A 20,427-nucleotide genomic window follows, 5' to 3' on the forward strand; every position below is an offset into this window, starting at 1 on the left:
CTTGAGCTGCGGGTTTCCCGGCGCCAAGCGGAATCTTCGAGTCAGCTTCGAGCCGGGTTACCCGCGCGGTGGATCAACGGACGGGATCAGGTGCGGACCGGCCCCCGCGGAAGGCGGTACATCCCCTGGCCGAGCGGCTCGACCAGACCGTCGGACACCAGCCCGTCCAGCGCGCGGGCCCGCTGCACCGGCTCGTCCCAGACCGTGTCCAGCACCGCCTGCGGAACGGCGCCGACCGCCTCCCGCAGGACGGCCAGCAGCTTGCCCCGCACCTGCCGGTCGGTACCGGCGTACGTCTGTCCTCGGCGCGGCGGCCCCTCGTGCGCCGGCTTCCCCGCGAGGCGCCACGCGCACAGCCCGGCGACCGGGCAGCGCGCGCAGTCCGGATTCTTGGCCGTGCACACCAGCGCGCCCAGCTCCATCGAGGCCGCCGCCCAGCGGGCCGCGGTCTCCTCGTCCGGCGGCAGCAGGGCCCGCGCCAGACGCCGTTCGGCGGCCGTGGTCGCGTTCGGCGGGTACTCGACCCCGCCCGCGGTGCGGGCGAACACCCGGCGGACGTTGGTGTCCAGCACCGCGTGCCGCTGCCCGTACGCGAAGGAGGCCACCGCGGCGGCCGTGTACTCGCCGATCCCGGGCAGGGCGAGCAACTGCGCGTGGTCCCTCGGCACGTCGCCCCCGTGGCGTTCCGTTATCGCGACGGCCGCCCCGTGCAGGCGCAGGGCCCGGCGGGGGTAGCCGAGGCGGCCCCAGGCGCGCACGGCCTCGCCGGGCGCGTCGGCGGCGAGGTCGGCGGGCCGGGGCCAGCGGGCGAGCCACTGCTCGTACACCGGCAGGACCCGGTTGACGGGGGTCTGCTGGAGCATGAACTCGCTGACCATCACGCCCCAGGGGCCGGCCTCGGGGCGGCGCCAGGGCAGGTCGCGGGCATGCTCGTCGAACCACGCGATCACGGGGGAGTGCAGCGCGTGGGAGACGTCGGGGGAAGGAGTGGTGGATGCAGTCATGGCAGACGCATCCTGGCACGTTTCGCCCCTACCGCGCGGGGCCCGGACCGGTGAACCACAGCACGGGCCGGACGCCACTGGCCCGCATGGTGGCGGTGATCCTACTGATCGGACCGGCGAGGGCGAGCACGAACAGGGCGGCCAGCGACCCGCCGAGCAGCAGGCCCAGAGCCACGTCGTGGGGGAAGTGCACGCCGACGAACACCCGGGAGAAGGCCATCAACAGGGCGAGCGGCACGGTCAACAGCGCCAGACGGCCGACGGCCAGGGCCAGCGCGACGGCGGCGGCGCCCGCGATGGAGGAGTGGTTGCTGGGGAAGGACCAGTCGCCGTACTCGGGGCACGGGATCAGCGACGCGGCCGCCCCGGCCACCGTCCGACAGGGCCGGTCCTCGTCGACGGTCGACTTCACCAGCTCGGAGGCGACGTACGCGACGGCGGTGGCGAGCGGCGCGAGGACGGCGAGCGCCATCGCGCGCGGGGCGACCTGCCGGCGGGCACGCCACCAGACGGCTATGAAGAGCAGACCGAACGCGAGCAGTCCGTACTCCGTCCAGGCCTCGGACGCCGTCCGCACCCAGGGGGGCGTGGTGTGGGCGAAGTCGGTGATGTCTCTGTAGAGGTCGGAGCTGTCCATGATCACAGACCGTACTCAATGGGATGTCGCGGTCGTGTCGGCACCCTGGCCGGTTCCGATCGGTTCGCACTGGTCCCGCAGGATGATCATCGGCAAATCAAGGCCGCCGCCCGGCATGTGGGGCACTGATCGCGGCGCGAACTCTCGTAAGGTTCCGCTCGTGGGATCTCTGCGCAATCCGGTCGGGCCGCTCCCCTCCTCCATCTACTGGCGACGGAGGGCTGTGCTGGCGTCCGTCGTCGCGCTCCTCGCGCTCCTCGCCGTATGGACCGTCAGCTCCGGTGGGGTGAAGTCCAGTACGAACGGCAAGGGCGAGGGCGGGAGAGATCCCGTCGCCCCGATCACCCCCGGCCCCTCCGGCTCCGGGCCGGCGATCAGTCAGGCACCGGGCGGACGGGCCGAGTCGGGAACCGGGTCTGCCGGCTCCGGCTCGGGTTCCGGTTCCGACGCGGGCACGGCGGGCGCCGGCAAGAACGGCGAGCCGGGCGGCGGCTCGGGCGGCGGCTCGGGCAACTCCGCCACGGGCGGCGGCGCGAGCCGGGTCCCGGCCGACTCGCCCCTGCCGACGTGCGCGCCGTCCGCGGTGCAGTGGGAGGTCAAGAGCGAGAAGAACGAGTACGAGGCGAACGAGAAACCTCGTCTCGAGCTGATCGCCCGCAACGTCTCCGGCACCACCTGCAAGGTCGACCTCGGACCGAAGCAGGCGGTCCTGACCATCACCCAGGCGAGCAACCCCAAGGCCGTCTGGTCCTCGACGGACTGCCCGACCGGCGCGGGCAACGTCTTCTTCCGGCTGGCCGCGCAGAGCGAGATCAAGGCGCCGACCCTGGAATGGGACCGCCGGTTCAGCGCCGCGGACCAGTGCCAGTCACCGCCCGCGGGAGCCGCGACCGCGGACACCTACGTGGTCGAGGTCAAGTCCCCCGGCCTGCCGGTGGCCCGCACCTCGTTCGTCCTCAAGCAGGACTGACGCGCCGGTCCGGTCGCCGGGGTTCGGACACCCGGCGGCCGGACCGGGCCGGCCCCGGCAGGATCCGGAAGAGACGGGCCGGACGGGCCAGACGGGCCGGACGAGCCAGACGGGCCGGACGAGCCAGACGGGCCGGACGGGCTAGACGTACCGCTCCAGGATCGAGGACTCGGCCAGGCGCGACAGGCCCTCGCGGACGCTCCGCGCCCGGGCCTCGCCCACGCCGTCCACCGTCTGCAGGTCGTCCACGCTCGCGGCGAGCAGCTTCTGCAGTCCGCCGAAGTGCTCCACCAGCCGCTCGATGATCGCCCCGGGCAGCCGCGGCACCTTCGCCAGGAGCCGGTAGCCCCGCGGGGACACCGCCGAGTCCAGCGTCTCCGGCGACCCCGTGTACCCCAGGGCCTTCGCCACGATCGCCAGCTCCAGCAGTTCCGGATGCGTGAGCGCGTCCAGCGCCGGCAGCGCCTCGTCCACCGTGCGGGAACGCTTCGCCGTGGGCTCCGGGACGTAGTCCCGGATCACCAACTCCCGCTCCTGCTCGATGCCGACCGTCAGCTCGTCCAGTTGCAGGGACAGCAGTCGCCCGTCCGTGCCCAGTTCGACCACGTACTCGGCGATCTCCGTCGCGATCCGGCGGACCATTTCCAGCCGCTGCGCGACCGCCGTCACGTCGCGGACCGTGACCAGGTCCTCGATCTCCAGCGCGGACAGCGTGCCCGCGACCTCGTCGAGCCGCAGCTTGTACCGCTCCAGCGTGGCCAGCGCCTGGTTCGCCCGCGACAGGATCGCCCCGGACTCCTCCAGGACCCGCCGCTCACCGTCCACGTACAGCGCGATCAGCCGCATGGACTGCGACACCGACACCACAGGGAACCCGCACTGCTTGGAGACGCGGTCGGCCGTGCGGTGGCGGGTGCCCGTCTCCTCCGTGTGGATGGACGCGTCCGGGACCAGCTGCACTCCGGCCCGAAGGATCTTGGTGATGTCCTTGTCCAGGATGAGCGCCCCGTCGAGCTTGCACAGCTCGCGCAACCGGGTCGCGGTGAACTCCACGTCCAGCACGAAACCGCCGGTGCACATCGCCTCGACGTTCTTGTCCATGCCGAGGACGATCAGGCCACCGGTGTTGCCGCGGACGATCCTCTCCAGGCCGTCTCTCAGGGGCTGACCAGGTGCGACCGCGCTCAGCGAGGCACGCATCATGGCCTCCTGCCTGGAGCTCGCGCCCGACTTCCCGGATGCTGCTGCCCCGTCCTTGGCTGCCACTGCACTCCTCCGGTCGCGGGTTGCGCCGCCTGCGTACGGCCGGGCGGACCAGCACAAAGTCTACCGGCGCCGCCTGTGCGCCCGCCGAGCCTTGGTCGCCCCGTCCCCGGACCCTACGGTGCGAACCCCCGCACGCGCTCCCGACCCGGCGAAGCCGGCCTCCCGCCCGGGCGGCCGGACCGGCCTACGACCGGTCGGCCGCGCCTTCCTTGGCCGGGGTCCGGGAGCGCCCGCGCGGCAGGACCCGCAGCGCGTCGCCCATGTCCGCGACCTCGATCACCTTCATGCCCGCCGGCACCTTGCCGGGGTCGCTCGGGACCAGCGCGTGCGTGAAGCCGAGCCGGTGCGCCTCGGCGAGCCGCCGCTGGACGCCGGTCACGCGCCGCACCTCGCCCGCGAGACCGACCTCCCCGATGGCGACGAGGTTCTTCGGGAGGGGCACGTCACTCGCGGCCGAGGCCAGCGCCAGCGCGATCGCCAGGTCGGCGGCCGGCTCGGTCAGCTTCACCCCGCCCACGGTGGCGCTGTAGATGTCCCGCTTGCCGAGCGCGGTGATCCGGCCGCGCTGCTCCAGCACCGCCAGCATCATCGAGACGCGGGAGGTCTCCAGGCCCGACGTGGTCCGCCGCGGCGAGGGGATCTGCGAGTCCACCGTCAGCGCCTGCACCTCCGCGACCAGCGGCCGCTTGCCCTCCAGCGTCACCGTCAGACAGGTCCCGGGGACCGCCTCCGCGCGCCGGGTCAGGAACAGCCCGCTCGGGTCGGCGAGCCCGGTGATTCCCTCGTCGTGGAGTTCGAAGCAGCCGACCTCGTCGGTGGCCCCGTACCGGTTCTTCACACCGCGTACCAGTCGCAGCCGCGCGTGCCGGTCGCCCTCGAAGCTCAGGACGACGTCGACCAGGTGCTCCAGCAGCCGGGGGCCGGCGATCGCCCCGTCCTTGGTGACGTGGCCGACGAGGAGCGTGGACATGCCGCGCTCCTTCGACGCCCGGATCAGGGCGCCCGCGACCTCGCGGACCTGGGCCATGCCGCCGGGCGCCCCGTCGATCTCGGGCGAGGCGATGGTCTGTACGGAGTCCAGGATCAACAGCGCGGGCTTCACGGCGTCGAGGTGGCCCAGCACGGCCGACAGATCGGTCTCCGCGGCCAGGTACAGGTGGTCGCTGAGCGCCTTGATCCGGTCCGCCCGCAGGCGCACCTGGCTCGCCGACTCCTCGCCCGTCACGTACAGCGTCCGGTGGTCGGCGTCGGCCGCCTTCGCCGCGACGTCCAGCAGCAGCGTCGACTTGCCCACGCCCGGCTCGCCCGCCAACAGCACCACCGCGCCGGGCACGAGACCGCCGCCGAGGACCCGGTCGAGTTCGCTCACGCCGGTGCTGCGCGCGGTCGCCGTCCGGACGTCGACCTGGCCGATCGGCACGGCCGCGGTCGAGACCCGACCCGCCGCGGTGGTCCGCACGGCGGGAGCGCCCAGTTCCTCGACGGTGCCCCACGCCTGGCACTCGGGACACCGCCCGAGCCATTTCGCGGTCGTCCAGCCGCACTCGGTACAACGGTAGGACGGCCGGTCCTTGGCGGATGAACGAGATGTGCGGGCTGCCATGCGCCCACCGTAGTCGCCGGCACCGACACCGCCGCCGGCCGTGCCCCTCGGAGCCCGGGCGGGGGTCCGACCGGCGCGCCCCCGCGGCGACCGCGCCGGTCGCTTCGCCTCGTCCGCCTCCTCCGGCTCGTCCGCCTTGTTCGGGTTCGTCGGTCACGGCGTCAGGGCGGCTGTCAGCGCGGGCCCGATCTGTTCACCCGTAAGGGCTAAAACCGCTGAAGGCTTCCGGGGCATCATCGGCGCGCCGCCTACGGTCGCCAGGTGAACAGCAGCAACCAGGGACCCCCCTCATCGCGCGCCGGCGCACACCGGGCGCACGGGCGCACGCCTTCAGAGGGACGCGGAGGACCGGGACCCGCCGGCGAACAGCCTCCCCCGTTCCGACATGAGCCCTACCTCGACGGCCTGTTCACCTACTGCCTCTCGGTGCTCTGTGACCACGACACCGCCACCGACGTGCTCGGAGTCGCCCTGGCCGCCGCCGAACGGCACCCCGGCCGCTGCCCCGACGAGGGCGAGCGCCGCGCCTGGCTGTACGCCCTGGCCCGTTGGGGCTGCCTGCGCCGGCTCGCCGAGCAGCGGCGCGCACGACAGGGGGCGCACAGCGCCCGGCGTACGCCGGAGCACACCGACACCGAGCGTGCGCCGGGTGGGCCCGACACCCTCGACGTGTCCGCGTACCGCCGCACCGAACTGGCCCGCCTCGCCTGGCCCGAGGCCGCCGGCACCACCCCCGAGCAGCGGGAGGCCCTCGAACTCGCCGTCCGTCACCGCCTCGGCGTCCCCGAACTCGCCTCCGTCCTCGGGACCCCGCCCGCCGCCGCCCGCGAACTCCTGTCCGCCGCCGCCTGCGAGGTGGAACGCACCCGCGCCGCCCTCGCCGTCGTCGAGACCGGCAACTGCCCGGCCGTGTCCCGGCTCACCGGCGACGACGGCGACCCCCGGGTCCTGCTCTCCACCCCGCTGCGCGCCGAACTCGTACGCCACGTCGACGACTGCCCGCGCTGCCGGCGCGTCGCCGAACGCGTCGGCGCCGGCGGCCCCTGGCCCGGCACCGGCGGCATCCACCCCGCCGCGCTCCCGCTCGTACCGGCCCCCCGCGCCGCCGTCCGCGCGGCGATGCTGCGCTCCGGGCGGCGCGGCGGCGGCCCCGGCCCCCGCTTCGACCGGACCGGCTTCCCGATGGACCCCAAGGACCACGCGGCCCGCCGCGACCGGTTCCGGGCCCGCGCCGTCACCACGACCGTCGTCGCCACCGTCGTCGCCGCGCCCGTACTGGCCCTGTGGGCCGCCTACCGGGGCGCCCCCACCACCGGCGAACCCGTCGACGGCGGCGCCACCCGCGTCTCGGCCAGTGAGGCCGACATCCCGCCGCCCCCGGCCGGCGGCCGGCTGCTCGCCGCGTACGAGAACACCGGCAACACCGCGCACACCGGCGACGGGCCGGGCTTCGCCCCCGGTACCGCCGCACCCGACGTCTCCGTCGAGGTCATCAGCTCCGGCGCGCCGGCCACTCCGGAATCGGACCGCCCGGGTGCCCCCGGCCGGCTCACCGTGTCCGCCACGACCCGCGGCTCCACCACCCTGCTCACGCTCCGCGCGTCCGGCGGAGCTCCCGTGGACTGGCGCCTGTGGTCCGACGCGCCCTGGCTGCGGGCCGGCCAGACCGCGGGCACCCTGGCCCCAGGAGAATCGGTCACCCTGCGGATCACCGTGGACGCCGCCGCCCAGCCCGTCGGCGCCTGGTCGGCCCGGGTCGGAGTGGACCCCTCCGGCGCGGTCGTCGCCATCCAGGGCCGAGGCCGGCCCGTCCCGCCGCCGAACGGGGGGCCGCCGACCTCCCCGGCGAACCCCAGGCCGACTCCCACGCCGCCGACCCCGACGCCGACGCCCACCCCGACCCCGACCCCGACTCCCACGCCGACCCCGACGCCGACCGAGTCAGAAGGAACGGTTTCCCCGACGCCGCCCACCGACCCGCCGGCCCCGTCCTCCTGACCGCGGGTCTCCCGACCCGCCGGGCGACAGCCCTACGCCTTCGGCGGATCCGCGGGGTGCGGGGCCATCGGCAGCAGCGAGGCCAGCCGTGCCTCGCACAGTGCCACGAGCGCCTCGTACCCCTCCTTGCCCATCAGCTCCGTCAGCTCGGGGCGGTACGACACGTACACCGGGTCACCGGCCCCGTGCGCGGACGTGGCCGAGGTGCACCACCAGTGCAGGTCGTGGCCGCCCGGACCCCAGCCGCGCCGGTCGTACTCGCCGATCGACACCTGGAGGACCCGCGTGTCGTCGGGCCGGTCGATCCAGTCGTACGTCCGTCGGATCGGCAACTGCCAGCACACGTCGGGCTTGGTCTCCAACGGCTCGCGCTTCTCGCGCAGCGCCAGGATGTGCAGCGAGCAACCGGCGCCCGCGGCGAAGCCGGGCCGGTTCTGGAAGATGCACGACCCCTCCCAGCGGCGGGTCTGCCGCTCGCCGTCCTCGTCCTTCTGCACCCAGCCGGTCTCGGTGCCCACGTCGTGGAACTGCCACAGCTCCGGTGTGAGGCGGGCCACGTTCTCCGCGACGCGCTTCTCGTCGTCCTCGTCGGAGAAGTGCGCGCCGAGGGTGCAGCAGCCGTCGTCCGCCCGGCCGGCCTGGATGCCCTGGCAGCCGCTGCCGAAGATGCAGGTCCAGCGCGAGGTCAGCCAGGTCAGGTCGCAGCGGAAGATCTGTTCGTCGTCGGCGGGGTCGGGGAACTCCACCCAGGCCCGGGGAAAGTCGAGGCCCTTCTCGTCACCGGAGACCGCGGGGGACTCGCCGCCCTTGGCCTTCTTCGACTTGGGGCGGGACTTGTTGGCCTTCTTCGTATTTGGCACAAACCCAAGCCTAAGGGCCCCTTACTCCACCCCTACGCGACCGGACCAGTAGCGTTTCCCCGTATGAGACTCGGTGTCCTTGATGTGGGTTCGAACACGATCCATCTGCTGGTGGTGGACGCGCACCCCGGTGCGCGCCCGCTACCCGCGCACTCGCACAAGGTGGAACTGCGGCTGGCGGAACTCCTCGACGAGCACGGCGCGGTCACCCCGGAGGGCATAGAGCGCCTCGTCTCGGTCCTCGGCGAGGCCGTGCAGGCCGCCGAGGACAAGGGCTGCGAGGACCTGCTGCCCTTCGCGACGAGCGCCGTGCGCGAGGCCACGAACGCCGACGTGGTCCTGGCCCGCGTGAAGGCCGAGACCGGCCTCGACCTGCCCATCCTCAGCGGCGAGGACGAGGCGCGGCTGACGTTCCTCGCCGCCCGTCGCTGGTTCGGCTGGTCGGCGGGCAAGCTGCTGGTCCTCGACATCGGCGGCGGTTCGCTGGAGATCGCGTTCGGCATCGACGAGGAACCCGACGCGGCCGTTTCCCTGCCGCTGGGCGCCGGCCGCCTCACCTCGGCGTGGCTCCCGGGCGACCCCGCCGACCCGGCCGACGTGAAGGCCCTGCGCCGGCACGCGCGGGCCCAGATCGCCCGCTCGGTCGGCGTGTTCAGCCGATTCGGAGCGCCGGACCACGTGGTGGCGACGTCCAAGACGTTCCGGCAACTGGCCCGCATCGCGGGCGCCGCCCGCTCGGCCGACGGCCTGTACGTCCAGCGCGACCTGACCCGCAAGTCCCTGGAGGAGTGGGTCCCGCGCCTGGCGGCGATGACCACCGCGCAGCGCTCCACCCTCCCGGGCGTGTCCGAGGGCCGCGCCGGACAACTCCTGGCGGGGGCCCTGGTCGCGGAGGGCACGATGGACCTCCTCGGCGTCGAGGAGTTGGAGATCTGCCCCTGGGCCCTGCGGGAGGGCGTCATCCTCCGCCGCCTGGACCACCTCCCGTCCTGACCGGGACCGCCCCTTGCGACCGGGCCCGTCCGGCCCCGCCGTCGTACCGGCCGAGCCGTGCCCGGCCCCGCCGGGCAGGGACTCCGGGCGGCCCGAACCGGGCGGATCCCCCCACCCCGCCCGGCCGGGCCACCGGCATCGGTAACCTGTCCCCGTGGCAGAACCCCGCCCCCAGACCCCGAGACCAAGGCCCAAGGTCGCCCTCTCCACCGCCTCCGTCTATCCGGAGTCCACGGCGACGGCCTTCGAGATCGCCGCGCGCCTCGGCTACGACGGCGTCGAGGTCATGGTCTGGACGGACCCGGTCAGCCAGGACATCGACGCCCTGCGCCGGCTCTCCGACCACCACGGGGTCCCGGTCCTCGCGATCCACGCCCCCTGTCTCCTGATCACCCAGCGCGTCTGGTCGACCGACCCCTGGACGAAGCTGCGGCGAGCGCAGTCGGCGGCCGAGCGGCTGGGTGCGGGCACGGTGGTCGTGCACCCGCCGTTCCGCTGGCAGCGCGCGTACTCCCGCGACTTCGTCTCCGGCATCTGGCGCATGGCGGACGAGACCGACGTCCGGTTCGCCGTCGAGAACATGTACCCCTGGCGCTACCGCGACCGGGAGATGCTCGCGTACGCGCCCGAGTGGGACGTCACCAAGGACGACTACCGGCACTTCACGGTGGACCTCTCGCACACCGCGACCGCCCGCACCGACGCCAACGCGATGATCGACCGGATGGGCGACCGGCTCGCCCACATCCACCTCGCCGACGGCAACGGCTCCGCGAAGGACGAGCACCTCGTCCCCGGTCGCGGCACCCAGCCCTGCGCCGAACTGCTGCGCGGCCTGGCCCGTACCTCCTTCGACGGTCACGTCGTCATCGAGGTCAACACCCGGCGCGCCATGTCCTCGGCGGAACGCGAGGCCGATCTGGCCGAGGCGCTGGCCTTCACCCGTCAGCACCTCGCGGCCGCGACCAGCGACAGCCCGGCCCGCCGGCCATGACGGACCCGGTCAGGAAGCCCCGCCGCGGCCCCGGTCGCCCCCGCCAGGACGAGGCCGACGACGGCCCCGGCACGCAGGAGCGGATCCGGCTCGCGGCCCGATCGGAGTTCGCGGCGCGCGGCTACGACAAGACCTCCGTACGCGGGATCGCGAAGGCGGCGGGCGTGGACCCGGCGCTGGTGCACCACTACTTCGGCAGCAAGGACGACCTGTTCGCCGCCGCCATCGAGGTCAGCATGGAGCCGGCCCTGGTCGTCCCGCAGATCGTCGGCTCCGGCCCGGACGGCATCGGCGAGCGCCTGGCCCGCTACTTCCTGGGCATCTGGGAGAACCCGGCCACCCGCGCCCCCCTCCTCGCCGTGATCCGCTCCGCCCTCACCCACGAGGCCGCCGCCGCCGTGCTGCGCCGGCTGATCCTGCGCCGGGTCCTGGAGCGGGTCGCCGCCGACCTCGACGTGCCCGACCCCACCTTCCGCGCCGAGCTGGCCGCCTCGCACATGATCGGCATCGCGATCCTGCGGTACGTGGTCCAGATCGAACCCCTCGCGTCCGCGGACCCGGAGGAGATCATCGCCCTGGTGGCCCCGACCCTCCAGCGCTACCTCACCGAGCGGTGACCCCACCGAGCGGTGACCTTGCCGAACACGGTCACCCGCGCCGAGCGGTGCCGGTGACCGAAAGCTGAGCCGCCCGTCCCGGCATGCGGACACCGTGTCCGCATCGCGGGCGAGAGGCGTAGCCTCGTAAACAGCCATATCCACAGTCGCGGCAGGCCTTTCCGGCGCCGCCGCACTCATGGGGAGTGAACCCGATGCCCGAGCTGAGGTCCCGCACCGTCACCCACGGCCGCAACATGGCAGGCGCACGTGCGCTGATGCGCGCCTCGGGCGTAGCGAGCGCGGACATCGGAAAGCCGATCATCGCGGTGGCCAACTCCTTCACCGAGTTCGTCCCCGGGCACACCCACCTGGCGCCGGTCGGCCGGATCGTCTCCGACGCCATCCGCGAGGCGGGCGCGATCCCGCGCGAGTTCAACACCATCGCGGTCGACGACGGCATCGCCATGGGGCACGGCGGGATGCTGTACTCCCTGCCCTCCCGCGACCTGATCGCGGACAGCGTGGAGTACATGGTCGAGGCGCACTGCGCCGACGCCCTGATCTGCATCTCCAACTGCGACAAGATCACCCCCGGCATGCTGATGGCCGCCATGCGCCTCAACATCCCGGTCGTCTTCGTCTCCGGCGGTCCGATGGAGGCCGGGCAGGCCATCCTGGTCGACGGCACCGTCCGCAAGCTCGACCTGATCGACGCCATGGTCGACGCCGCCAACGAGAACGTCTCGGACGAGGACGTGCTGCGGATCGAGGAGAACGCCTGTCCGACCTGCGGCTCCTGTTCGGGCATGTTCACCGCCAACTCCATGAACTGCCTCGCCGAGGCCATCGGCCTGGCCCTCCCGGGCAACGGCTCGGTCCTCGCCACGCACACCGCCCGCCGCGCCCTGTACGAGGACGCCGGCCGCACGGTCGTGGAGATCACCAAGCGCTACTACGAGGACGGCGACGAGTCCGTCCTGCCGCGCAACATCGCCACCCGCGAGGCCTTCGAGAACGCCATGGCGCTCGACATCGCGATGGGCGGCTCCACGAACACGATCCTGCACCTGCTGGCGGCGGCGCAGGAGGCGGGCCTGGAGTACGACCTCACCGACATCGACGCCGTCTCCCGCCGCGTCCCCTGCCTGTCCAAGGTCGCGCCGAACGTGGCGCCCGGCGGCACGTACTACATGGAGGACATCCACCGGGCCGGCGGCATCCCCGCCATCCTCGGCGAGCTGCACCGCGGCGGCCTCCTCAACAAGGACGTCACCTCCGTGCACTCCGACAACCTGGAGGACTGGCTCGCACGGTGGGACGCCCGCTCCGGCACGGCGTCCGACACGGCCATGGAGCTGTGGCACGCGGCCCCCGGCTGCAAGCGCTCCGCGACCGCCTTCTCCCAGTCCGAGCGCTGGGACACCCTCGACCTCGACGCCGAGGGCGGCTGCATCCGCTCCGTCCAGCACGCGTACTCCAAGGACGGCGGCCTCGCCGTCCTGCGCGGCAACATCGCGGTCGACGGCTGCGTCGTGAAGACCGCCGGCGTGGACGAGTCGATCTGGACCTTCGAGGGCCCGGCCGTGGTCTGCGAGTCGCAGGACGAGGCCGTCGACAAGATCCTCCGCAAGGAGATCAAGGAGGGCGACGTGGTCGTCATCCGCTACGAGGGCCCGCGCGGCGGCCCCGGCATGCAGGAGATGCTGTATCCGACGTCCTTCCTCAAGGGTCGCGGCCTCGGCAAGGCCTGTGCCCTCGTCACGGACGGCCGCTTCTCCGGCGGCACCTCGGGCCTCTCCATCGGCCACGCCTCCCCGGAGGCGGCCTCGGGCGGCACCATCGCCCTCGTCGAGGACGGCGACCGCATCCGCATCGACATCCCGAACCGCTCGATCGAACTGCTGGTCCCCGACGAGGAACTGGCCGCCCGCCGCGAGGCCCTCGGCGGCGTCTACGCCCCGAAGAACCGCGAACGCAAGGTCTCCGCGGCCCTGCGCGCCTACGCCGCCATGGCCACCAGCGCCGACAAGGGCGCGGTCCGCGACGTCTCCCTCCTGGGCTGAGCCCGCCGAGCCCTCCCGAACCCCGCCGGTCGCGTCACCAGCCGGCGGGGTTCGCCGCGTCCACGGCGAAGACGGTCCCGTCGGGCGCGGACGCGTACACCCGCCCGTCGGCGACGACGGGGGCGGGCAGGGTGGAGGCGAAGGTGCCCTGCCCGCCGCCCGCGCGCGGTTTCGTCTGCCCGACCGGCCGGCCGGCGGCCGCGTCCACGGCGAGCAGTCGTCCGTCGGCCGCCGTCAGGTAGACCCGCCCGCCGGCGAAAACCGGCCGCGAGGCGACGGCCGTCCCCGTCTCCAGCCGCCACTCCTCCTTGGCCGGACCGACGGCCGCCAGCCCGCCCGAGGTCCCGAAGACGTACACGACACCTTCCGGGCTCACCGTCGCCTGCGTCTCGTACAGCGGCCTCGCCAGCGGCACCCGGTGCACGGCGTGCGTGCCCAGGTCGACTCGCACGACCGCCCCCGTCGCCGTCCGCACGTCGTTGTCCAGCAGGTACAGGCCCCCGCGCGCCACCCCGACGGGTTGCAGCATTCCCGGTACGCGCACCCGGCGGCGGACCGATCCGCTCGCCGGGTCCACCTCGGAGAGCTGCGTGGAACCGCCCGCGCCGTCCGTGGTCGACACGTACAGCACGGGCTCCCCCGAGGGCCCCGGGCCGGTGGTCCAGACGGAACCCACACCGCCGATCTGCTTCGTCCAGCCGGTGACTCCGCTCGACGCGTCCAGGGCCGCGGCGCTCCCGTTCGGCGCGACGATCAACACCCGTGCCCCGACCGGCACGACACGCGTACCGTCCGGCAGCTCGTGGCGCCAGCGCCTCGTCCCGTTCGCGGGGTCGAGGGCCTCCAGCACCTCACTGCCCGACGCCACCGCGAGGACGAGCCCGCCCGCGTGCGAAGGAGTGTTGTCGCGCGCGGCCAACCGTGTCGACGCGGTGCCCGGCACGGACCACAGAACCGACCCGTTCGCCGGATCCAGCTTCGCCGCGGCCACCCCCGGCCCCGAGCAGTACAGGGCCCCGGCGTCCGCGGAGCAGGACACGGTCCGCCGCCCCGCCCCCGGCTCACCGACCGCGGCGGTCCACGGGGCGAAGGCCGGGGGCCGCCCCCGCGAGGCGGCGGCGCTCTTCGCCGCCGCGCGAGCCGCCGCGTCGGCGTCCGGTCCGGAGTACAGGTGGCCGACGGCCGCGCCCGCCCCGATCAGGAGAGCCACGCCCGCGGCCAAGGCCATCCGGGTTCGCAACCTCGGGCGCCGTCCGGGAGGGAGCGGGGCGGCCTGAGGGTCCGTGCCGATGCGCTCCCGCCGGTGCGTGACCACCTCGACCGCCTCGACCCGCTCGGGCCGCCGGGGCCGGGGGACGAAGGACTGGGTGTCCTCGGAGGTCGGGTAGGCCAGCGCCCGCATCTCGGTGATCAGCTCGTCGGCGGTCGGCCGTTCCTCCGGCTCCTTCGACAGACAGCGAGCCACGAGCGGCACCAGCCGCGCCGGCAATCCGGTCAGGTCGGGCTCGCTGTGCACGACCTGGTACGCCACGAGGTAGTGGCTGTCGGAGTCGAACGGCCCGTGCCCCGTCGCCGCGTACACCAGCACCGCGCCCAGCGCGAAGACATCGGCGGCCGTGCCCACGTCCCGGGGGCGCTGGAACTGCTCGGGCGCCATGAACGGCGGCGTTCCGATCAGCTTCCCGGTCTCGGTCCGCAGGTCGCTGTCGGCCGGTCGCGAGATCCCGAAGTCGATGACGCGCACCCCGTCCGGGGCCATCAACACATTGCTGGGCTTCAGGTCCCGGTGCACCACTCCGGCCCGGTGGATGTCCCGCAGGGCCTCCGCCAGCCCGGCGGCGAGCCGCACCAACTCGACCGGGTCCAGGACCCGTTCGCGCACCCGCTCGGACAGCGTCGGGGCGTCGATGAAGGAGGTGGCCATCCACGGACGCTCGGCGTCCGGATCGGCGTCCACCACGGGGGCGGTGAACGCCCCGCTCACCCGCCGCGCGGCCGCGACCTCCTGCCGGAAACGGGCCCGGAACTCCGGATCCACCGCGTGCTGGGCGTGCACCACCTTGACGGCGAGTTTCAGCCCCGCGCCGGACGTGGCCAGGTGGACGACGCCCATGCCGCCGGAGCCGAGTACGGATTCGAGCCGGTACTGCCCGGCGTACTCCGGAAACCCCGCACAGTCCGTCGCGCGCAGCGAACGCACCACTCACCACCCCCGCCGGAGCCTAGTCGATGGCCCATGCGAACCTCCAAGGGCTTGCTACCCTTCGCGCGTTGCGCAGAGCAACACTCAAAGGGGGACTTTCCACATGTCTGTTGAGAACGATTCAAGCCAGGTTCAGAGCCCTTCGGGGTCGGGGTTCCCGACCTTTCCGGTGGCGCCCGGATACCGCGTCAACGTCCGTAGCGGCCCCGGCACCAACTACTCGGTCTCGCGGGTGCTCCCGCTGGGCGCGTATGTCCAGCTCCGCTGCCAGTGCGAGGGCACGACCGTCTCGGGTCCGTACGGGACGTCGGACATCTGGGACTGCGTGGGCAACGGCGAGTTCGTCTCCGACGCGTACGTGAAGACGGGTGTCGACGGCTACGTCACGGGGCAGTGCGGCTGACACCACGATCCACACGGCCGCACACGGCCACCCGACGACTCCGACCCAGCCCTGCCGGGCTCTCCGTGGCGGGCGGGCCCCGCCCCGCCCGCCACGTGAGACACACCCGGCCCGATCCGTCCGTCGGGGGATAATCGCCGGTGTGAGCGACAACGACCAGCGAGACCAGAGCCGGCCCACCCCGTCCGCCGCACCCGCGGCGCCCGGCCCCGAGCCCGAGCCGATCAAGTTCTTCGGCACCACCTGGGTCGAGCACGACGGCGGCTACGCCCTGCGCCGCGTCGGCATGGCCGCCGGCTCGCTCGTCACCGCCGTCGCCGCCGCGTTCCTGCTGCGCATGGCGTACCAGGGGCTGCAGATCGGCGACGTCGGTCCGTTCCTCAGCATCTCCGTCGTCGTCCTCTTCGCCATCGCCAGTTCCATCGCCTTCGCCAAGACCTGGGAGTCCTTCGGGACCCGCCCCCGCCCCTCGTCCGACGAGGGCGCGCTCAAGGGCCTGAAGACGATCGGCTTCATCGGCTCCCTCATCGCGTACTTCCTGCGCTGCCTCGTCGAGGCGCCCGGCGAGAAGCTGCGCCGCGCCGAGTACGAGCGCGCCAAGACCGAGTTCGCCCGGCGCCGCGGTGCGCGTACCGGCAACCCGGCCGCCCGCCGCCCCAAGCGCAAGCGGTAGCCCTCCCGGGGCCCGCACCCGGACCCCGCATCCGTCCGCCCGGTTGACGCCCCGGCACAGCCGGGAGCATTATTCATCACATGATGAATAACTCGCCGGACGGAGCCCCGGCCGCCGTCCACGCCCGCGGCCTCACCGTCCGCCGCGGCGCCGGACGCCACCCCCGCACCGTCCTCGACTCCCTCGCCTTCGACGTCCCCCCGGGCCGCATCACCGGCCTCCTCGGCCCCTCCGGCTGCGGCAAGTCCACCCTCATGCGCGCCGTCGTCGGCACCCAGGACCACGTCACCGGCACCCTCGACGTCCTCGGCCGCCCCGCCGGACACCCCGAACTGCGCTCCCGCATCGGCTACGTCACCCAGGCGCCCTCGGTCTACGACGACCTCACCGTCCGGCAGAACCTCGAATACTTCGCCGCCGTCCTCGACCCCGGCCGCGCCGCCGCCGACCGCCGCGCCGCGGCCGTCACCCGCGCCATCACCGACGTGGACCTCACCGGACGCGCGGGCGCCCTCGCCGGCAACCTCTCCGGCGGCCAGCGCAGCCGCGTCTCCCTCGCCGTCGCCCTGCTCGGCACTCCCGAGCTGCTGGTCCTCGACGAACCGACCGTCGGCCTCGACCCCGTCCTGCGACGCGACCTGTGGAACCTCTTCCACGACCTCACCACCGGCCGCGGCGCCACGATCCTCGTCTCCTCGCACGTCATGGACGAGGCCGAACGCTGCCACGACCTCCTCCTCATGCGCGAAGGCCGCATCCTCGCCCAGGACACCCCCGACGCCCTGCGGGACCGCACCGGCTCCGCCACCGTCGAGGAGGGCTTCCTCCGCCTCGTCGACGACGCCAACGCCCTCGCCCGACAGACCCAGGAGCAGCACTCGTGAACACGGCCCGCACTCTCGCCACCGCCGCCCGCGTCCTGCGCCAGCTCCGCCACGACCCGCGCTCGATCGCACTGATGCTGCTGGTCCCCGTCCTGATGCTGACCCTGCTCCGCTACGTCTTCGACGGCAGCGCCCGCACCTTCGACAGCGTCGGGGCCTCCCTCCTCGGGATCTTCCCCCTCATCACCATGTTCCTGGTGACCTCCATCGCCACCCTGCGCGAGCGCACCTCCGGCACCCTCGAACGCCTCCTCGCCATGCCGCTCGGCAAGGGCGACCTCATCGCCGGCTACGCCCTCGCGTTCGGCGCCGTGGCCGTCGTCCAATCCCTCCTCGCCACCGGCCTCGCCCTGTGGGTCCTCGGCCTCGACGTCGTCGGCTCCCCGTGGCTGCTCCTGCTCGTCGCCCTCCTCGACGCGCTCCTCGGCACCGCGCTCGGCCTCTTCGTCTCCGCCTTCGCCGCGTCCGAGTTCCAGGCCGTCCAGTTCATGCCGGCGGTGATCTTCCCCCAGCTCCTGCTCTGCGGACTCTTCGCACCCCGCGACACCATGCAGCCGGTCCTCGAAGGGCTCTCCGACGTCCTGCCCATGTCCTACGCCGTGGACGGCATGACCCAGGTCCTCACCCACACCGACATGACCGCCGACTTCCTCCGCGACGCCCTCATCGTCGCCGGCTGCGCCCTGCTCGTCCTCGCCCTCGGCGCGGCCACCCTGCGCCGCCGCACCCCCTGACCGCACTCCGGACACCCCCTCGCCCCCGCGCCCCCGAGTGCAAGGATGAGGAGGTGGAGGCGGCACGCCTCCGCGCACGCATCGTTCGGCGAGGTGAATCGGGCATGACCCAGACAGTCGCAGTCCTCGGTACCGGCAAGATCGGCGAGGCCCTGCTCAGCGGGATGATCCGCGGCGGATGGCCCGCCGCGAAGCTCCTCGTCACCGCCCGCCGGCCCGAGCGCGCCGAGGAACTGCGCACCCGCTACGGGGTCGAGGCCGTCACCAACGCCGAGGCCGCCAAGCGCGCCGACACCCTGATCCTCACGGTCAAGCCGCAGGACATGGGCAAGCTCCTCGAAGAACTCGCCCCCCACGTCCCCACCGACCGCCTGATCATCAGCGGTGCCGCCGGCATCCCCACCTCCTTCTTCGAGGAGCGGTTCGCCCCGGGCACGCCGGTCGTCCGCGTCATGACGAACACGCCCGCCCTCGTGGACGAGGCCATGTCCGTCATCTCGGCCGGCAGCCACGCCACCGCCGCGCACCTCCTGCACACCGAGGAGATCTTCGGCGGGGTCGGCAAGACCCTGCGCGTCCCCGAGTCGCAGCAGGACGCCGCGACCGCCCTCTCCGGCTCGGGTCCCGCCTACTTCTACTTCCTCGTCGAGGCGATGACCGACGCCGGCATCCTCCTCGGCCTGCCCCGCGCCCAGGCGCACGACCTCATCGTCCAGGCCGCCATCGGCGCCGCCGTGATGCTCCGCGACAGCGGCGAGCACCCGGTCAAGCTCCGCGAAGCCGTGACCTCCCCGGCCGGCACGACCATCAACGCCATCGTCGAGCTGGAGAAGCACGGCGTACGGGCGGCCCTCATCGCCGCCCTCGAAGCGGCCCGCGACCGCAGCCGCGAGCTCGCCACCGGCAACAGCTGACAGGACACACGGTGGTTCGGGTCCCCGCGCGGGGGACCCGAACCACCGTGTCCCTTCAGGGCTCCAACAACCCGATCGCCCGGTACGCCCGGTCCACCACGGGCCGCGCCAGGCCGCGCGCCCGCTCCGCCCCGGCCCGCAGCACCTTCTCCACCCCACCGGGGTCGGCCGCCAGCTCGGCGTGCCGCTCCCGCACCGGCCGCAGCGTCTCCACCACCGCCTCGGCGACGTCCCGCTTCAACGCCCCGTAGCCCTGGTACCCGTCGGCCAGCGCCGCGGGCTCGCCGCCCGTGCAGGCGGCGAGGATGTCGAGCAGGTTGGCGACCCCGGGCCTCTCCTCCCGGTCCAGGACCACGCCGCCGTCCCCGCTGTCGGTGACGGCCCGCATCACCTTTCTCGTCACCACCGCCGGCTCGTCGAGCATGAACACCACCCCGGGCCCGGCGTCCCCGGACTTCCCCATCTTGGAGGTGGGGTCCTGGAGGTCCATGACCCGCGCCGCCACGGCGGGATGCGTGGCCTCGGGCACCGCGAAGGTGTGCCCGTACCGCTGGTTGAACCGCACCGCGAGGTCCCGCGTCAGTTCCACGTGCTGCCGCTGGTCCTCACCGACCGGCACCTCCTCCGTCCCGTACGCGAGGATGTCGGCCGCCATCAACACGGGATAGGTGAGCAACGACAGCCGCACCCCTTCCCCGGCGTCCCGCGCATGCGTCGCCTTCTCGCGGTACTGGACCATCCGCCGCAGTTCCCCGTCGGTCGCGGTGCACTCCAGCAGGTACGCGAGCCGGGTGTGCTCGTCCACGTGGCTCTGCACGAAGAGCGTGCACCTCGCCGGTTCCAGCCCCGAGGCCAGCAGCAGCGTCGCGGCCTGCCTGCTGAGCCGGCGGACCCGCGCCGGATCGTGTTCGACGGTCAGCGCGTGCAGGTCCACCACGCAGAACAGCGCCTCGTCGGGTTCCTGATCGGCGGCGACCCACTGCCGTACGGCGCCCAGGTAGTTGCCCAGCGTCAGATGCCCGGTGGGCTTGACCCCGCTGAAGATCCTCGTCATGTCCCGTCTCCCTGCTGTGTGGCTGTGATGTCGGTGCCACCGCGTCGGGCGACCGAGCCACTCCCGGGAGGGGAGAAACAAAAACGGCCGCCGAGGCGGCGGCCGTGAGCGCATGCGTGCTCGTATGGAGGGTCGGCCGCCGTCAGGCGGCCCACCAGCACAGGTTGAGCGTGTGCGCATGCGTGATCATGGGAGCCAGGCTAGCCGTTCGGGCGACACCTGTCTCGGAGTTGACACACCCTGACCCGGTCCGTAAGGTTCTTCGAGTTGTCCGAAGTGAGCGCCGACCCCGGTCGGTCCCCGGACAACCATCCCGCATCACACACATTCGAACGAACGACGCACTTTGTCGTCTCGTTTTCATGCGTATATGCGAATGAGGAATCCGCGTCCCAGGACGCAGTCGCCGATTAGGTTCGGGGACAGGGAATCCGCTACTGTCTCACTCGCCGCAAGGGCCCAACAGCCCAAGCAGCGAAACCCGCTGACTGGGAGTCAGGCCCGAAAGGTTCTGATAGAGTCGGACTCGCCGGAAAGGGAAAACGCGAAAGCGAAGAACCTGGAAGGCGGAAAAC

18 protein-coding genes are annotated in these 20,427 nt (G+C 73.1%); 11 read left to right on the forward strand and 7 right to left on the reverse strand.

Annotation, left to right across the window (positions count from 1 at the left end):
• Window positions 1–86 precede the first annotated feature (86 nt).
• Together ACFYW3_RS26585 and ACFYW3_RS26590 are read right to left on the reverse strand one after the other, a co-directional pair.
• Window positions 87–1,004, reverse strand: a complete 918-nt coding sequence (locus ACFYW3_RS26585; RefSeq protein ID WP_351762005.1) for an A/G-specific adenine glycosylase — start codon at window positions 1,002–1,004, stop codon at window positions 87–89.
• Between the two features lie 28 nt (window positions 1,005–1,032).
• On the reverse strand, window positions 1,033–1,641 hold the full coding sequence (locus ACFYW3_RS26590; protein WP_351762002.1) for a phosphatase PAP2 family protein: 609 nt from the start codon (window positions 1,639–1,641) through the stop codon (window positions 1,033–1,035).
• 160 nt (window positions 1,642–1,801) lie between these two features.
• On the opposite strand from ACFYW3_RS26590, the gene ACFYW3_RS26595 reads away from it, so the two are divergent.
• Complete coding sequence (locus ACFYW3_RS26595; RefSeq protein ID WP_351761999.1) at window positions 1,802–2,611, forward strand: hypothetical protein; 810 nt, start codon at window positions 1,802–1,804, stop codon at window positions 2,609–2,611.
• A gap of 141 nt (window positions 2,612–2,752) precedes the next feature.
• On the opposite strand, the gene disA is transcribed toward ACFYW3_RS26595, so the two are convergent.
• Window positions 2,753–3,877, reverse strand: a complete 1,125-nt coding sequence (gene disA / locus ACFYW3_RS26600; RefSeq protein WP_053678377.1) for a DNA integrity scanning diadenylate cyclase DisA — start codon at window positions 3,875–3,877, stop codon at window positions 2,753–2,755.
• A gap of 184 nt (window positions 3,878–4,061) precedes the next feature.
• On the reverse strand, window positions 4,062–5,480 hold the full coding sequence (radA, locus tag ACFYW3_RS26605) for a DNA repair protein RadA (RefSeq protein ID WP_351761997.1): 1,419 nt from the start codon (window positions 5,478–5,480) through the stop codon (window positions 4,062–4,064).
• Window positions 5,481–5,906: 426 nt separating this feature from the next.
• On the opposite strand from radA, the gene ACFYW3_RS26610 reads away from it, so the two are divergent.
• A complete protein-coding gene (locus ACFYW3_RS26610) occupies window positions 5,907–7,478 on the forward strand; it encodes a hypothetical protein (RefSeq protein ID WP_389387531.1) in 1,572 nt (523 codons plus the stop codon).
• Window positions 7,479–7,510: 32 nt separating this feature from the next.
• On the opposite strand, the gene ACFYW3_RS26615 is transcribed toward ACFYW3_RS26610, so the two are convergent.
• Window positions 7,511–8,338, reverse strand: a complete 828-nt coding sequence (locus ACFYW3_RS26615; protein WP_351761992.1) for a hypothetical protein — start codon at window positions 8,336–8,338, stop codon at window positions 7,511–7,513.
• Window positions 8,339–8,401: 63 nt separating this feature from the next.
• Here ACFYW3_RS26615 and ACFYW3_RS26620 point away from each other — a divergent pair, with 63 nt between their 5' ends.
• The 4 genes from ACFYW3_RS26620 to ilvD all read left to right on the forward strand — a co-directional run bounded on the left by ACFYW3_RS26620 (window position 8,402) and on the right by ilvD (window position 12,987).
• On the forward strand, window positions 8,402–9,331 hold the full coding sequence (locus tag ACFYW3_RS26620; protein ID WP_351761990.1) for a Ppx/GppA phosphatase family protein: 930 nt from the start codon (window positions 8,402–8,404) through the stop codon (window positions 9,329–9,331).
• Between the two features lie 154 nt (window positions 9,332–9,485).
• A complete protein-coding gene (locus ACFYW3_RS26625) occupies window positions 9,486–10,325 on the forward strand; it encodes a sugar phosphate isomerase/epimerase (protein WP_351761987.1) in 840 nt (279 codons plus the stop codon).
• Complete coding sequence (locus ACFYW3_RS26630) at window positions 10,322–10,942, forward strand: TetR family transcriptional regulator (protein ID WP_389387532.1); 621 nt, start codon at window positions 10,322–10,324, stop codon at window positions 10,940–10,942. The genes ACFYW3_RS26625 and ACFYW3_RS26630 overlap by 4 nt, the downstream gene beginning before the upstream one ends.
• A gap of 194 nt (window positions 10,943–11,136) precedes the next feature.
• Entirely contained in the window at window positions 11,137–12,987 is a 1,851-nt protein-coding gene (ilvD, locus tag ACFYW3_RS26635; protein WP_351371773.1) for a dihydroxy-acid dehydratase, read from the forward strand.
• A gap of 34 nt (window positions 12,988–13,021) precedes the next feature.
• On the opposite strand, the gene ACFYW3_RS26640 is transcribed toward ilvD, so the two are convergent.
• Window positions 13,022–15,187, reverse strand: a complete 2,166-nt coding sequence (locus ACFYW3_RS26640) for a protein kinase (protein WP_389387533.1) — start codon at window positions 15,185–15,187, stop codon at window positions 13,022–13,024.
• A gap of 106 nt (window positions 15,188–15,293) precedes the next feature.
• Here ACFYW3_RS26640 and ACFYW3_RS26645 point away from each other — a divergent pair, with 106 nt between their 5' ends.
• The 5 genes from ACFYW3_RS26645 (at window position 15,294) to proC (ending at window position 18,798) form a co-directional block, all read left to right on the forward strand.
• The gene (locus tag ACFYW3_RS26645) at window positions 15,294–15,593 is read left to right on the forward strand and encodes a peptidase (RefSeq protein ID WP_351761980.1); all 300 of its coding nucleotides are present in this window, start codon (window positions 15,294–15,296) and stop codon (window positions 15,591–15,593) included.
• 142 nt (window positions 15,594–15,735) lie between these two features.
• The gene (locus tag ACFYW3_RS26650) at window positions 15,736–16,266 is read left to right on the forward strand and encodes a hypothetical protein (RefSeq protein WP_351761977.1); all 531 of its coding nucleotides are present in this window, start codon (window positions 15,736–15,738) and stop codon (window positions 16,264–16,266) included.
• A gap of 80 nt (window positions 16,267–16,346) precedes the next feature.
• Window positions 16,347–17,150 carry an ABC transporter ATP-binding protein gene (locus tag ACFYW3_RS26655; protein WP_389387534.1) on the forward strand — a complete coding sequence of 268 codons (804 nt, stop codon included), beginning with the start codon at window positions 16,347–16,349 and terminating at the stop codon, window positions 17,148–17,150.
• Entirely contained in the window at window positions 17,147–17,884 is a 738-nt protein-coding gene (locus ACFYW3_RS26660) for an ABC transporter permease (RefSeq protein WP_351761971.1), read from the forward strand. The genes ACFYW3_RS26655 and ACFYW3_RS26660 overlap by 4 nt, the downstream gene beginning before the upstream one ends.
• Window positions 17,885–17,988: 104 nt before the next feature.
• On the forward strand, window positions 17,989–18,798 hold the full coding sequence (gene proC, locus ACFYW3_RS26665) for a pyrroline-5-carboxylate reductase (RefSeq protein ID WP_389387535.1): 810 nt from the start codon (window positions 17,989–17,991) through the stop codon (window positions 18,796–18,798).
• A gap of 55 nt (window positions 18,799–18,853) precedes the next feature.
• On the opposite strand, the gene trpS is transcribed toward proC, so the two are convergent.
• Window positions 18,854–19,852 (reverse strand): tryptophan--tRNA ligase, encoded by a 999-nt coding sequence (gene trpS, locus ACFYW3_RS26670; RefSeq protein WP_351761966.1) that lies wholly within the window; start codon window positions 19,850–19,852, stop codon window positions 18,854–18,856.
• Window positions 19,853–20,427 lie beyond the last annotated feature (575 nt).

Origin of the sequence: Streptomyces sp. NPDC002602 (genome assembly GCF_042889445.1) — a bacterium.
In the GTDB taxonomy this organism is placed as follows: domain Bacteria; phylum Actinomycetota; class Actinomycetes; order Streptomycetales; family Streptomycetaceae; genus Streptomyces.